General features: G+C 64.5%; 10 protein-coding genes. 3 read left to right on the forward strand and 7 right to left on the reverse strand.

Annotated features, from left to right (window positions below):
• Positions 1-313 precede the first annotated feature (313 nt).
• Positions 314-1,795, reverse strand: coding sequence for a proline--tRNA ligase (gene proS, locus C484_RS08120; RefSeq protein ID WP_006825459.1), 1,482 nt, complete (start codon positions 1,793-1,795; stop codon positions 314-316).
• Positions 1,796-1,997: 202 nt separating this feature from the next.
• On the opposite strand from proS, the gene C484_RS08125 reads away from it, so the two are divergent.
• From C484_RS08125 to C484_RS23390, 3 genes are all read left to right on the forward strand, one after another.
• Positions 1,998-3,725: an alpha-amylase domain-containing protein gene (locus tag C484_RS08125; protein WP_006825460.1), complete on the forward strand. Its 1,728-nt coding sequence runs from the start codon at positions 1,998-2,000 to the stop codon at positions 3,723-3,725.
• A 99-nt stretch (positions 3,726-3,824) separates the two neighbouring features.
• On the forward strand, positions 3,825-4,796 hold the full coding sequence (locus C484_RS08130) for a quinone oxidoreductase family protein (RefSeq protein ID WP_006825461.1): 972 nt from the start codon (positions 3,825-3,827) through the stop codon (positions 4,794-4,796).
• A gap of 382 nt (positions 4,797-5,178) precedes the next feature.
• The gene (locus tag C484_RS23390) at positions 5,179-5,316 is read left to right on the forward strand and encodes a hypothetical protein (RefSeq protein ID WP_160164230.1); all 138 of its coding nucleotides are present in this window, start codon (positions 5,179-5,181) and stop codon (positions 5,314-5,316) included.
• Positions 5,317-5,406: 90 nt separating this feature from the next.
• Here C484_RS23390 and C484_RS08135 read toward each other — a convergent pair whose 3' ends face one another.
• The 6 genes from C484_RS08135 to C484_RS08160 all read right to left on the reverse strand — a co-directional run bounded on the left by C484_RS08135 (position 5,407) and on the right by C484_RS08160 (position 12,809).
• Positions 5,407-5,952, reverse strand: coding sequence for an 8-oxo-dGTP diphosphatase (locus C484_RS08135; protein WP_006825462.1), 546 nt, complete (start codon positions 5,950-5,952; stop codon positions 5,407-5,409).
• A gap of 73 nt (positions 5,953-6,025) precedes the next feature.
• Positions 6,026-7,030: an ornithine cyclodeaminase family protein gene (locus C484_RS08140; protein WP_006825463.1), complete on the reverse strand. Its 1,005-nt coding sequence runs from the start codon at positions 7,028-7,030 to the stop codon at positions 6,026-6,028.
• 80 nt (positions 7,031-7,110) lie between these two features.
• The gene (locus C484_RS08145) at positions 7,111-8,463 is read right to left on the reverse strand and encodes an aminotransferase family protein (protein WP_006825464.1); all 1,353 of its coding nucleotides are present in this window, start codon (positions 8,461-8,463) and stop codon (positions 7,111-7,113) included.
• Positions 8,464-8,602: 139 nt separating this feature from the next.
• Entirely contained in the window at positions 8,603-9,883 is a 1,281-nt protein-coding gene (locus C484_RS08150; RefSeq protein WP_006825465.1) for an MFS transporter, read from the reverse strand.
• A 110-nt stretch (positions 9,884-9,993) separates the two neighbouring features.
• A complete protein-coding gene (locus C484_RS08155; RefSeq protein WP_006825466.1) occupies positions 9,994-11,637 on the reverse strand; it encodes a thiamine pyrophosphate-binding protein in 1,644 nt (547 codons plus the stop codon).
• 140 nt (positions 11,638-11,777) lie between these two features.
• Positions 11,778-12,809, reverse strand: coding sequence for a hypothetical protein (locus C484_RS08160; RefSeq protein WP_006825467.1), 1,032 nt, complete (start codon positions 12,807-12,809; stop codon positions 11,778-11,780).
• Positions 12,810-13,052 lie beyond the last annotated feature (243 nt).

The raw sequence follows: 13,052 nt of genomic DNA on the forward strand, positions 1-13,052 counted from the left end.
CTGGGCGTGTGTTCTGGAATTCGGGACAAAACCTGGGCGTCAAGGGAGTGATTGTACCGTTCGGTCCGGGAAAAGTGTCAGAGGCACGTAGTGCTCACCCACCAGAGTGAACACCACACTCACGATTTCACACGCCACCGGTAAGCACTCTTGGGTTAAACCATTAGGTTCCGAAATTCGACACGTCGACGACCAGTGGAAGGATGGGTTCGAGGGCTCGAACTGCAGCTTCGGAGAGCGATTCTGAACTCGTGTCGCGACGGATGCAAGCGAGAGGGCCGCGAGCGACGAGGGAATCGCGATCGGCGATCGGTCAGTAGGACTTTGCGAAGTAGGCGATTTCGTCGGCGGGTTCGCCACAGACGCCGCACTCGTCGTGGTCCGGTTCGGGGACTTCGCCGGCCGTCGTTCCGCCCTCATCTTCGAGCGGTTGCATGACGATTTCGGCGGCGATTTTCTCCTTGATAGCTTCCTCACAGGCCTCGTCGCCGCACCACGGCGTCTTGACGTAGCCGCCGTGTTTGCCGAGCGTGCCGAGGATGTCTTCGGGGCTGTGGGCTTCGCGGATGTTGTTTTCGAGGTTCTCCTCGGCGGTGTCGTACAGTTTGTCGAAGATTTCGTCGAGGTGTTCGTCGACGGTTTCGACGATGCCGTCGCGGTCCGCGACGCTTTCTTCGTTGTCCGGGCGGTGAACCAGCGTGATCTCCTCGTCTTCGACCTCGTAGGGGCCGATCTCGAGCCGGAGGGGGACGCCGTTGAGTTCGTGTTCGTTGAACTTGAAGCCGGGATTGCGCCCGTCGCGGTCGTCGAGTTCGACGCGGAAGCCGGCGTCCTCGAGTTCGTCGGCGATGTTCTCGGAGTACTCGAGGACGTCGTCTTTGGTCTCTTCCTGCCAGATGGGGACGATGGCGACCTGCGTGGGTGCGATGGTCGGCGGGAGCACGAGCCCCTGGTCGTCGGAGTGGGTCATGATGAGCGCACCGAGTGCGCGCCAGGAGAGGCCCCACGAGGTCGTGTAGGCGGTCTGTTCGTTCTCGTCTTCGTCGACGAAGGTGATGTCGAACGCCTCGGCGAAACTTTGCCCGAGGTTGTGACTCGTCCCGCCCTGAACGGATTTTCCGTCTGGCATCAGCGCCTCGACCGTCGTCGTGGTGTCGGCACCGGGGAACTTGTCGTGTTCGGGTTTTTTCCCGCGGAGGACCGGGATCGCGAGCACGTCCTCGTAGACGCGTTCGTACTGTCCCAGACGGGTCCAGACCTCGTCCCAGGCTCCGTCGTCGGACGCGTGGGCGGTGTGGCCCTCCTGCCACATGAACTCCTTCGTCCGGAAGAACGGCTTCGTCTCGGTGGCCTCCCAGCGGACGACGGAACACCACTGGTTCAGCCGTAGCGGCAGGTCGCGGTGGCTGCGCGTCCAGTCGGCCATAAAGGGCGCGATGATCGACTCGCTCGTCGGTCGCACCGCGAGCCGTTCCTCGAGTTCGTCGTGGCCGCCGTGGGTGACCCAGGCGACCTCGGGGTCGAAGCCTTCGACGATGTCTTTCTCGCGCTCCAGGAAGCTCTCGGGGATGAACAGCGGGAAGTAGACGTTGTCGACGCCGGTCTCTTTGAACCAGCCGTCGAGCGCGTCCTGGATGGCTTCCCAGAGGGCGTAGCCGCGGGGTTTCGTGACGATGAACCCGCCCATGGGTGCGTAGTCCGCGAGGTTCGCCTTCTGGACGACCTCGGCGTACCACTCACCGGGTTTGTGCGATTTCGACTCGGTGATCCCGAGTTCCTGACTTTCGTTGCTCATACGAGTTCCTTTGCGACCGGGGAAATAAATCCGCAGTGTTTGGCGAGCGCCGTCGGTCGACTATCGTCGGAGCGCTCTCAGCACGTGATCAGCGGGCACATCGGATGGCCTGTATCGATCCGCCGAACTGACAGTGACTGAGTTCTAGAAGTTTGTTAAAATCATGATGTATTATTACTACTCTCGTTGGACGGGTTGGTGTATGGATGGTAACAGCCACCACGGACACGATGACGAAGGCCGATCGAGCAGTATCAAACGACGGCGGTTCCTGCAGACGAACGGAGCGCTCATCGCAGCCGCAGCCACCGGGCTCGCGGGCGGCTTCGACGTTGCAAGCGCCGACGCGGACCCCGTCGACGTCGACGAGAACAGCGTCGCCTACCAGTACTTTCACACCGAGTGGACCACAATCGAGGCCGACATCCCGCGACTCGCCGATGTGGGTATCGATGTCGTCTGGCTGCCCCAGCCGGCCGTCAGCAAACTCGACTGGGAGGATCAGACGACAGCGGACCAAGAAGGCTACTACGGCGATCCACACCCGTATTACGGCTACCTCGAGCCGAATCCGCCGCTCGGATACCAGCCGGTGGACCTCGAGACCTTCGACTCACCCCACGGCACCGAGGCTGAACTCGAGTCGCTGATCGACACCGCCCACGACCACGGTATCGAGGTCGTTCTCGACGTCGTCCTCAACCACATGGCGACGGCGGATGGGCCGGACGGCTCCGTCGACCTCCCGCAGTTCGACCGCGACGAGCACTTCCACGACTACGGCACGCTCGGCGAGGACTGTTACTGGCAGGGAGCAGGAAACGACGAGGAACGCGCCCAGTACGAGTGCGACCTGCTCGGGCTCCCGTCGTTCGACCACGAACACGGATACGTTCAGGACGAGCACGCCGCTCACCTCGAACGGCTGGCCGCCCTCGGCGCTGACGGCCTCCGACTCGATGCAGCAGGCCACATCTGGCCGTGGTACTTCGCATCCGAGATCAACCCGCTGGCCGACGACCTCGGCCTCTGGCGCGTCGGCGAAATCTGGGACGGCGACAAGAACACCGTCATGGAGTTCGCCGACACCGGAATGAGCGTCTTCGACTATCCGCTTTACTACGCCATCATGGACGCCTTCGAGGGCGGCGACATGACCGCTCTCGCACGGGAGAACGCGCGCGGTATCGTTCACGAGGATCCGAGCGTCGCGGTGACGTTCGTCCAGAACCACGATACCGCCGGCCCGAACGTCGGCATATTGCTCAGATCGGAAGAGCCGTCGTGTAGGGANGAACCGCTCTTCCGATCTGAGCAATTTCTCTCTTCGGAAGGGGACGCCCAAATCGATGATCCGTACCTGGAAGACTTGATCTGGGTCAAACGAAATCTGGCGGCCGGCGCGCTGATCGATCGGTACGTCGGTGACGCTCTCTACGTCTTCGAGCGCGAGTTCAATCTGCTGGCCGGCATCAACAACGACGAGTGGGACGACCGAACCGAGTGGGTCGACACGTCCTGGCCGAACGAGACGCTCGTCGACCACGCCGGCGGGCAGGGCGAGGTGACGACGGACGACGAGGGGCGGGTCGAAATTACTGTTCCCTCGCAAGGCTGGGTCATGTACGCGCCCGAGAGCGGCGGCGGTGGCGGGTCGGGCGAACTCACGCTCCGAGTGACGGTCGGCGTCGATCACGGCGAGTCCGTCTACTTCACCGGCAGCACCGACGAACTTACCAACTGGGGCGGTGGCATCGAGGGCACCTGGACGGACGGCGACATCTGGGAAGTGACCGTCGACGATTCCGGTGAGTTTGAGTGGAAGACGCGCCGCGGCCTGTCCGGCGACACCGGCGGCGTGTGGGAGTGCGGCTCCAATCACGACCGGACGGATCGTCACCCGTCTCATCAGGGCTGGGAAGACGAGTAGCGCTTGTCGCCCGGCAACGGACGAACTGCCGCCGACAACGGTTGGTTGGTTCCTTCCGGTTCTCGCCCCTTTATGCAGTCGTGTTACAAATGTACGAGTATGCGAGCGATTGAAGTAACAACATACGGCGACAGCGACCAACTCGAGCAAATCGACGCCGACCTGCCCGAACCGGACGCCGGGGAGGTCCGGATCGAGATAGAGGCCGCGGGCATCAACTTCGCGGACATCATGCAGCGCCGCGGCGCGTATCCCGGCGGTCCGGAAACCCCCTACGTTCCCGGCATGGAAGCCGCAGGGACGGTCGACGCGACCGGCGAGGGTGTCGATCTGAACGAGGGCGACCGCGTCGTCGGACTGCTCGACACCGGCGGCTACGCCGAGTACGCCACGGCCAACGCGCAGATGCTCTTTCCGATCCCGGAGGGTATGAGCTTCGAGGAAGCCGCCGGCTTCCCCGTCCAGTTCCTCACCGCCCACAGCTGTCTGTTCGAGTGGGGCGGCCTCGAAGCCGGCGAGACAGTACTGATCCAGGCCGCAGCGGGCGGCGTCGGCACCGCCGCCGTCCAGCTCGCCTCGAACGCGGGCGCGGAGGTCTTCGGCACCGCGAGCACGCAGGAAAAACTCGATCTCGCCGCTGAGCTCGGCTGCGATCACCCGATCAACTACACGGAGACGGACTTCCGCGAGGTCGTTGACGAGGAGACCGACGGCGAAGGCGTCGACCTCGTCCTCGAATCCGTCGGCGACGACGTCTTCGAGCGCAGCCTCGACGCGATGGCCCACTTCGGGCGCATGGTCACCTACGGCGTCGCGAGCGGCGTTCCCGCCAGCGCGGAGAACCGCCGACTCCTCTTCGAGAACAAGACCGTTTCTGGCTTCCACCTCGGACAGGCCTCCTACCACGACCCCGAGCGGATCATGAAGGCCGTCCCAGATCTGACGGAGGGCCTGACGAGCGGCGACCTCGAGGTTATCCTCGGCGAGGACTTCGCACTCGAGGATGCAGCCGAAGCCCACCAGTACATCGAGGACCGCAAGAGTTCGGGAAAGGTCGTGTTGAAGCCCTGAGGTTCGGTGACCGGTCGCTCACTGTGGTGAGCGGTTCGGGTGCGTCGTGTGGTGCGAGAAGCGGTGCGTGACACGGCCAAAAACCGACTCCGTCGCGGCGACCGTCATCCAGTTCGAGTTCGGGACGATTTCTCGTCCGGTCGGATTGCTGTCGAAGACAGTCCGCGGTGGAACCGACGACGCCAGTCACTGCGGCCGAGCGTTCGTCAGCGGATCGACTGCGACAGAGCGCTCCGCGGCTACAACGGTCCTCACAAAGTGCTTTGGGGTCGTCTCGGTCTCTCCGAGAGCGACTCTATTGGACTCACGTCGACGCGGTGCGGTGGACTTCTCAGCGACACGTCCGGGCAACCCTTATTCCAACGAACACAGTGTAACAGATATGGACGAAATCGTCTTGGTATTCATCAAAACCATCGAGTTGATTTTCGATCTTGTAGAAACGATCTATCGACGGTTCTTTTCTGACGAGATAGATGACGACAAACAAGCTCAATCAGGGATTGACGACGTTCAATAAGCGCATGTAGCAAGTGTCCATTCCGCACGACGGCACAGCTGAAGAAACAGATTCCAACGGATCAGTTGACGGAAACGCGTTCAAGCCGGTTCAGTCGCTCTCTACCGCACGAAACGACGCGTCCCACTCGAGTTCGTGATCGACGAACTCGGCTTCGTCAAGCGGCCGCCCGCCCGCGAACCTGAACTCGCCGGCGACGGTCCGCCCCTCGAGTACGCCCGGAAGCCAGAGCCGGTCGTCCTCCCACATCTGGTCGTAGGGTACCTCGTCGATCGGAACCCACTCGGGACGGGCTTCGTCGGAGGGGCGTGGCTCGCCGGCGAACGTCCCGGTCCGGTAGACGTGACAGCGCGTGTGAACCGCGCCGTCGAGCAGGAACGTGAGTTCGCCCGCCTTCTCGAGGGCCGCGGGATCGAGTTCGAGTCCGACTTCCTCTCGCGTCTCGCGGACGGCGCACTCGCGCGGCGTTTCGTCGCCTTCGAGTTTCCCGCCGGGGCCGTTGTACCAGCCCTCGCCGAGGCCGCGGCGTTTTTCGATCAGGAGGACCTCGTCGGTGGCATTCGGCGCACCAGCCGCGTCGTCGGGCCGCCCATCCCCGCGATCGCGAAGCACGAAACAGAGCGTCGCCTCGATCATACGAACTCGTTTGGCGACCAGTTACTAAAGCCAGCCGAACCGGTAGCGATGCGGATCGGCGTCGACTGCCGGTCTACGGCCGCTTGCCCGTCAGCGCTTCGCTCGCCGGTGCGAACGAGATCGTCGAGCCCGCACCCGCCTCTTTTGCGCGTTCGTACAGCATGTGCGCTGCGGCGACGGTTTCGATTCCCGTCCCGCCACTGTCGAAAACCGTGATCTCGTCGTCTCCCGTCCGACCGGATGCGGTTCCGGCGACGACCTCGCCGAGTTCAGCATGGATGTGGTCCTCGGTGACGGCACCCGCCTCGAGCGCGGCGAGGAACGAGCCTGCATCGTAGGTGGCGCGCTCGCGGAGGTCCGGCACGTAGGTGGCCCGTTCGATCGTCGTCGTATCGAGTTCACGCTTGCCCTCCTGGTACTGGCCCATCGCCGTGACGTGGGTCCCGGGATCGAGGTCGGTGCCGTCAAAGACCGGGTCGCTGGCGCTGGTCGCCGTGATGACCACGTCCGCACCGTCGATCGCCGCCGCACTCGAGTCGACGGCCGCGACGTCGGCGTCGAGCGCCTCGTCGAACTCGTCGGCGAACGCCGTCCGGCTCTCCCGGGTCGGCGAGTAGACGCGAACGTCGTTGAACTCGCGGACGGTCGCGGTGGCGTGGACCTGGCCGCGGGCCTGCGGGCCGCTGCCGATGACGGCGAGCGTCGCGGCGTCGTCTCGAGCGAGTTCGTCGACGGCGACGGCCCCGGCGGCTCCCGTCTTGAACGGGTTCATGCTCGCGCCGTCGAGGAGGGCGAGGGGCTCGCCGCTCTCGGCGTCGAACAGCGGCGTCATGAACCAGCCGTCGCCGGAGCCGAAGCCAGCGCCGTACATGTAGCCGCCCATCGCGCCGGTGTCGGGCAGGAGGGCCGCATAGCTGGTGAACATTCCCGCGGGGTCCTCGCGGAAGAACTTCTGTCGCGGAAACGCGGGCGCGCCGTTGCCGACCTGCCGGTACCCGTCCCGGACGGCGTCGACGTAGTCCGCTGGCGATGCAAGGTCGTCGATCTCCTCGCTGGTGAGAAACAGCGTGTCCGTCATGCGTGCTCGTTTCGGCTCGAGCAGGAAAAAGCCGTCACAAGCGGCGAACGCGGTGGGAAAGCGAAACGAACGGCCTCGTCTCAGAACACCTCGTCGATCGCCGCTTCGAGTTCGGTGAGCGCCGTCTCGATCTCCGTCGCCGTCGCACACAGCGGCGGTGCAAGCAGGAGCTGCGTGGCCGGACGACCGGTACCGACGATGACGCCCCGGTCCTCGAGCGCCGCGGCGACGGCCGGCACCGGATTCTCGGATTCACCTTCGCGCTCGTCACCGCCTGTATCGTCGACGCGCGGATCGTAAAACGGCTCGCCGGTCGCGGGATCGGCGAACTCGACCGCCCGGAGGTAGCCGCGGCCTCGAACGTCAGCGACGACGTCGGTTCGAGACGCGAGTTCGTCCAGCCCGGTCTCGAGGGCCGGAGCGTTCTCTCGGGCGTTCTCGATGAGTCCGTTGTCGTAGGCCTCGATGGCGGCGAGCCCCGCCGCGCAGCCGACCGGATGACCGCCGAAGGTCTGACCGAGGTCGAAGCCCTCCTGCTCGATATCCGCGACGAGTTCGGGCCGCGCCAGGACGCCGGCCAGCGGCGCGTACGAACTCGTGACGCCCTTGGCGAAGGTGAGCAGGTCGGGTTCGATCCCCTCGGTCTCGACGCCGAACCACTCGCCGCAGCGGCCGAATCCGGTGATGACCTCGTCGGCGATCAGGAGGATCTCGTACTCGTCGCAGAGTTCGCGCACGCGCTCGAAGTAGCCCGGCGGTGCCGTGTACGCGCCGCTCGAGCCCGCGACGGGTTCCATCATGATCGCCGCGATGCTGTCTGGCCCCTCGTTTCGGATGACGAACTCGAGGTGGTCGGCCGCCGCGTCCGCGAGTTCGGCCGGCGTCTCGGCGTCGAACGGCGACCGGTGGGCCATCGGCGGGAGGAACTTCGCCGCGCCGGTCGTGGCGGCGTGGGTTTCGACGAGGTTGCGGGTTTCGGGGTCGCCGGTCAGGCTGCCCGCGCCGTAGGTCGAGCCGTGATAGGAGCGCCAGCGGGTCAGAATTTTCGATGCGCCGGTGTGGTTGCGCGCGAGTTGGACGGCGAGTTCGTTGGCTTCGCTGCCGGTGACCGAGAACAGCGCGTGCGAAAGAGAGCCCGGCGCGAGGTCGACGAGTCGCTCGCCGAGCGCGGCGCGGACGGGCGAGCGCTTCGCGGCGGAGACGTACTGGATCTGCTCGAGTTGTTCGGTCATGCCGTCGATGATCGTCCGGTTGCCGTGGCCGGCGTTGACGCAGTAGAGTTGCGAGACGAAGTCGAGGTACGTCGTGCCCGTCTCGTCGACGACCGTCGTGCCGTCGCCGTCCGTAATCGCTAACACGTCGCTGTCGGGGTCGTACCAGTGGGGTATCGTCGTCGGAACCGTCGTCGATTCCTCAGTGGGTCCTTCTAACATGACAGTGGTATCCACGTGGTTCGGGTTAACTGTTGTCCCGCAATTCGACTCGCTTTGATCTTGGAGTTAGATCACCACCCAGCGTTCGAACCACGGTCAACACGAATCGTAGCCGTCCAGGACGGCCCCTCGGCGCGGATCAGTTTCGCCGGTCGCCCGTCTTCGAGAGGACGACGGAGAGGAGAGCGCCGGTCGTGGGAAACACTGCAAGGAGAGCGAAGGTCTGCCAGACGGAGATCAGCGAGAGGAGAGCGCCCGCGATCGCAGCGCCGGCGGCACCGATGCCGAAGACGCAGAGGTAGGTGTATCCGTACGAGAGGCCGCGATCCCCCGGCGGACTGTACTCCGCGATCGTCGCCTGGTACATCGGCTGGAGCGAGAACAGCAGGAAGCCGAGCAGGGAGCCGATCAGCAATAGGGGGACGAACCCCATCCGTGCGACCGGGACGAACACCACGGCGACGACGGCGATCGAGGCGAAGATGACCGTCATCCCGGTCTCAGTTTGGATGCGATCGGTGAGCTTGCCGCCGACGTACTGGCCGGCCATGCCCACCATCAACAGCCCGGCGTAGAGGTACGAGGCCGGATCGAACTCTTCTGCCATCGGGCTGTTGGGATCGAACAACTGGAGTTGCTCGATGATGTTCGGCATGAAGTCGCCCAACACGTCGGGCAGGAAGGTCAACGTGCCGCGATAGAAGAGTCCGTTCATCATGACGACGACCATCGCGACCGTAAAGCCGACCGTAAACAGCGCCCGGCTATCCGCGACGAACCGCGAGAGCGACATCTGCCGGTCGTCCCCTCGGGTGCCGCCGTCCGGCTCCGTCTGCACCGCAGCCGTCTCGTCGAAACTCGCCGTCAGCGCGTAGAGCACGCCGATCGCGGCCGGCGCGACGAGCAAGGCCGTGACGAGTTCCCAGTCGAAGAACAACAGCAACACCGCCGTCAGCAGCGGCCCGAACGCGATGCCGAAGTTGCCGGCGATGCCGTGATAGGCGAATCCGGTGCCGCGTTGTTCGACGCCGGTCGAGATCAGCGAGAGTCCGGCGGGGTGGTAAATGCTCGCCGCGATGCCCCAGAGACAGAGCGCGGCCGCGATCATCGCGACTCCCTGGGCGGCGCTCAACAGCAAGAACGAGCCACCCATCCCCGCCAGACAGCCCATCACGAGTTCGCGCGAGCCGAATCGGTCGACCAGGATGCCGGCCGGCAGCGCACCGAGACCGAACAGCGCGTAGCCGACGGAGACGGCGACCCCGAGAACGGCGGTATTGACACTGAACTCGGCAAGCCAGATCACCATCAGAATCGGGATCGAGAGCTCGTAGGTGTGAACGACGGCGTGGGCGATCATCACGAACCCGGTGATCGACCTGTCGTTCCCGGTGAGTCGACCCGAGTGGGCAGTACTCATACTAGGTTTCACACGCACTGCACGTGGCATAATGGTTGCTAAGCCAGCGATACTGTCCGGACACGCACACGCACCCGTGGCCACACCACTCGACACAACGTCTGCACTCGTCAGTCGTTCAGCCAGACGCTCGCCTGCGGTTCGTACGGGTCGGTAGGGATCTCGACCAGCGTCGGGCCGTCGCTGTCGATCGCGGCAGTCACGGTTTCGGTGATCTCCGTCGGGGTCGCGGCCCGCATCGTCTCGAGTCCCATACCAGACGCGATTGCGTCGAACTCGAGCGGGACGTCCTGCCAGCCGTACTCGCCTTCGTCCATGCGGTAGTTTCGTTCGGCGTCCTCGCTGATGATCGCGTAGTCGCTGTTGGTGAAGACGACGACGGTGACATCGAGGGCTTCGTCAGCGAGCGTGTGGAGTTCGTGGACGCACATCATCAGGCCGCCGTCGCCGACGAGGGCGACGACGGGTTGGTCCGGGTTCGCGGCTTTTGCGCCGATAGCGGAGGGGAGGCTCGACCCCATGGTTGCCCAGGAGCCGGGGTTGACGTAGTCGCGCGGCGCGTACGTTTCGAACGCGACGAGCGCCCAGATCCGAGAGCCGCCGGCGTCGGCGGTGACGACGGCGTCCCGGGGGACGCTATCTCGGATCGCCTCCAGCGCGCTGACGGACGTGATCGGCGATTCGTCGACCGCGCGGAGATCGGCGAGCCGACGGTCGACGGCGGTTCTCGTTTCACGGGCGCGTTCGCGACCGCCGGTCGCCGCGATCGAGCGCTCGGCGAGTTCAGTATCGAGGGCGGCGAGCGTGCGCCCGGCGTCGGCAACGATGCCGACCGCCGGATCGTATCCCGTGCCGATGTCGGCGGCGTCGAGGGTGACGTGAACGAGGTCGTCAGGAACGTCGATTTCCCAGTGGTGCATCGAGACGGCGTCGAAGTCGGTCCCGACGCCTAGCGCCGCATCGGCCGCGGCGATGTGCTCTTTGACTGCGGTCCCGGTGCCGCCACAGAGGACGCCACCGAAGAGGTCGTGATCGTCGGGGAAGACGGCCTTGCCCTTGTAGGTGGGAAAGACCGGTGCCCCGAGCCGTTCCGCGACGGCCTCGAGTTCTGAACTCGCGTCCGCGGCGCGAACGCCGCCACCGGTGATGATGATCGGGCGCTGCGCTGCTGCGAGGAGGGCTGCGGCGTCGCCGACTGAGTCGTCGGCTGGCGTGGCGGGCGAGTGCGGGTCGGTCTCGCCGGGGTCGGCAAGGGAAACGTCCATCGGCAGGAAGTTCTTCGGAATGCCGACGCGAACGGGCCCCTTCGGCGGCGTCAGCGCGGTATCGATCGCGCGTTGGAGCTCGGCGATCGTACTCTGTGGCGTCTCGACGGTGACGTTTTCCTTGACGACGTTGTCGTACGTGTTCGGCGGCGTTTCGTGGATCCCGTCGCCACCCCGGACGTCGGGTTCCGTCTCGACGGCCATGTGAACCAGCGGCGTGCAGTCGTTTTTCGCGTTCTTCAGGCCGTTCATCGCGTTCATATCTCCCGGACCGGGAATGACGACGGTCGCCGCGAGGCCGCCGCTGCTCTCGGCATACCCCCACGCCTGGTGCGAAACGGCCGTCTCGTGGCGCGCCATGATGAACTCGATGTCGGTGCGCTCGCTGATCGCTTCGTTCAACGGGAGCGTCTGCTTGCCAGGAATTCCGAACAACGTGTCGATCCCGTTTGCCACCAACCGCTCGATGACGGCCTCGCTGATTCGCATACCGATGGATGTGCCACACGGGAGCGTAAAGGTTGAGGATCATGTTCGTTCGGTGGACCGTCTCTGTCAGTGTCGATCGAAAGAGAATCCGCGGAGCCAGCGAGTGGCACGAACCAGCAGCGAGCGGCCGACCGACACCGTCACGATGGCCGCCGCGGGACAAACGGGCCGAAATCAGCCGTTCGAGCGGCAATCGTCGCAATTCGAAGCGCGTAGCTCAACAGCACGACGAACGGGAGAAAGACGAGGGCGACCCCGCCCGCGGCGATCGCGAGCAAGACCGCCGTACTCGACACCGTCGTCACGAGCGTCGGATACGAGACCACCAATAGCCCGCCGCCGACGAGCGTCGGAAACCCGACGTACAACAACAGCCGAGAGAGCACGGCGAGTTCGTGCTGGACGTATAACGTCTTGAACGTCTGCCGAGCGATCGCGAGCAGTCCGAGCAGTTCGATCAGGTCCTCGAGTGGCTGCGTCTCTTCGAATCCCTCGCTCCACTCCGCTTTGAAGAAGCGGGAAGCATGGTAGTAGTTCCCCTGATGATGCCCGAGAACGGCCGACAGCGCTTCGAACGTCCCGAATTCGGCCTCGGAGAGCGTCCCCGCGACTGCTTCGCCGTCAGCCTCGAGTTCGTGGACGAAGCGTGCAACCTCTTCGCGCTGGCGAGCCGTTGCGTCGGCTGTCATCGATGCCGGAAGCTGTCGCCCCCGATCGACGGTCGCTTGCACGATAACCTCGAGAAACGCCGCCGGCGAGGCCGGACTCACCGTCACGTCGGTCACCCCCTCGACGCGGCGCTGGAACTCGGTCATCCGTTCGAAGCGCTCGGTCAGTTCGTTCGGCCACCCGAGTTCCTGCGAGAGCACGAGCTGGTTGATCGCCAGCACGATCGTGATAAAGGGAAGCGTTCCGCCAACGAGCGCGCTGTACAGCGAGCCGACTGCCTCGGCATCCGTCACCTCGATAACGCCGGCGAGTTGACAGCCGACGACGAGGATGTACAGTCCGCCCGCGAGTATCCCGGCGATCAACAGCCGATTCCCGTCCAGCAAGAGCCAGCGTTTGATCGGCGACTCTGCAGCCGTCTCGTACGTAAGATCGGTCCCCGACTGGCTCTCGAACGACTCAGTGCGCCGTTTCCGGTCCAAATCCCGGTCCCGGTTCTCCATACCACGTCTAACGACACCCCCCGAGGAAAGTGTACGTGGCGACGCAACCCTGCAGTGAACTCGTCAGTACTGTGTTATCCGACACGTTTGCCGCGCTCGACACATTCTCGAAAACGAAGAAGCGACGTAGGAAACTGAATTCGTCGGGTTGAGCAACCCGAAGCGTTTGCGATGGTCGGCGAGTTCACGACTGAACGAGTAACAGGACGTGAAGGAGTGGACTCGCCGGGATTTGAACCCGGG

The organism is Natrialba taiwanensis DSM 12281, from assembly GCF_000337595.1.
Lineage (GTDB): Archaea > Halobacteriota > Halobacteria > Halobacteriales > Natrialbaceae > Natrialba > Natrialba taiwanensis.

Coding starts and splice junctions, on each gene's coding strand:
- C484_RS08150 (WP_006825465.1), bottom strand. CDS start 9,883: ATGAGTACTGCCCACTCGGGTCGACTCACCGGGAACGACAGGTCGATC.
- C484_RS08145 (WP_006825464.1), bottom strand. CDS start 8,463: ATGTTAGAAGGACCCACTGAGGAATCGACGACGGTTCCGACGACGATA.
- C484_RS08135 (WP_006825462.1), bottom strand. CDS start 5,952: ATGATCGAGGCGACGCTCTGTTTCGTGCTTCGCGATCGCGGGGATGGG.
- C484_RS08140 (WP_006825463.1), bottom strand. CDS start 7,030: ATGACGGACACGCTGTTTCTCACCAGCGAGGAGATCGACGACCTTGCA.
- proS (WP_006825459.1), bottom strand. CDS start 1,795: ATGAGCAACGAAAGTCAGGAACTCGGGATCACCGAGTCGAAATCGCAC.
- C484_RS08155 (WP_006825466.1), bottom strand. CDS start 11,637: ATGCGAATCAGCGAGGCCGTCATCGAGCGGTTGGTGGCAAACGGGATC.
- C484_RS08130 (WP_006825461.1), top strand. CDS start 3,825: ATGCGAGCGATTGAAGTAACAACATACGGCGACAGCGACCAACTCGAG.
- C484_RS23390 (WP_160164230.1), top strand. CDS start 5,179: ATGGACGAAATCGTCTTGGTATTCATCAAAACCATCGAGTTGATTTTC.
- C484_RS08160 (WP_006825467.1), bottom strand. CDS start 12,809: ATGGAGAACCGGGACCGGGATTTGGACCGGAAACGGCGCACTGAGTCG.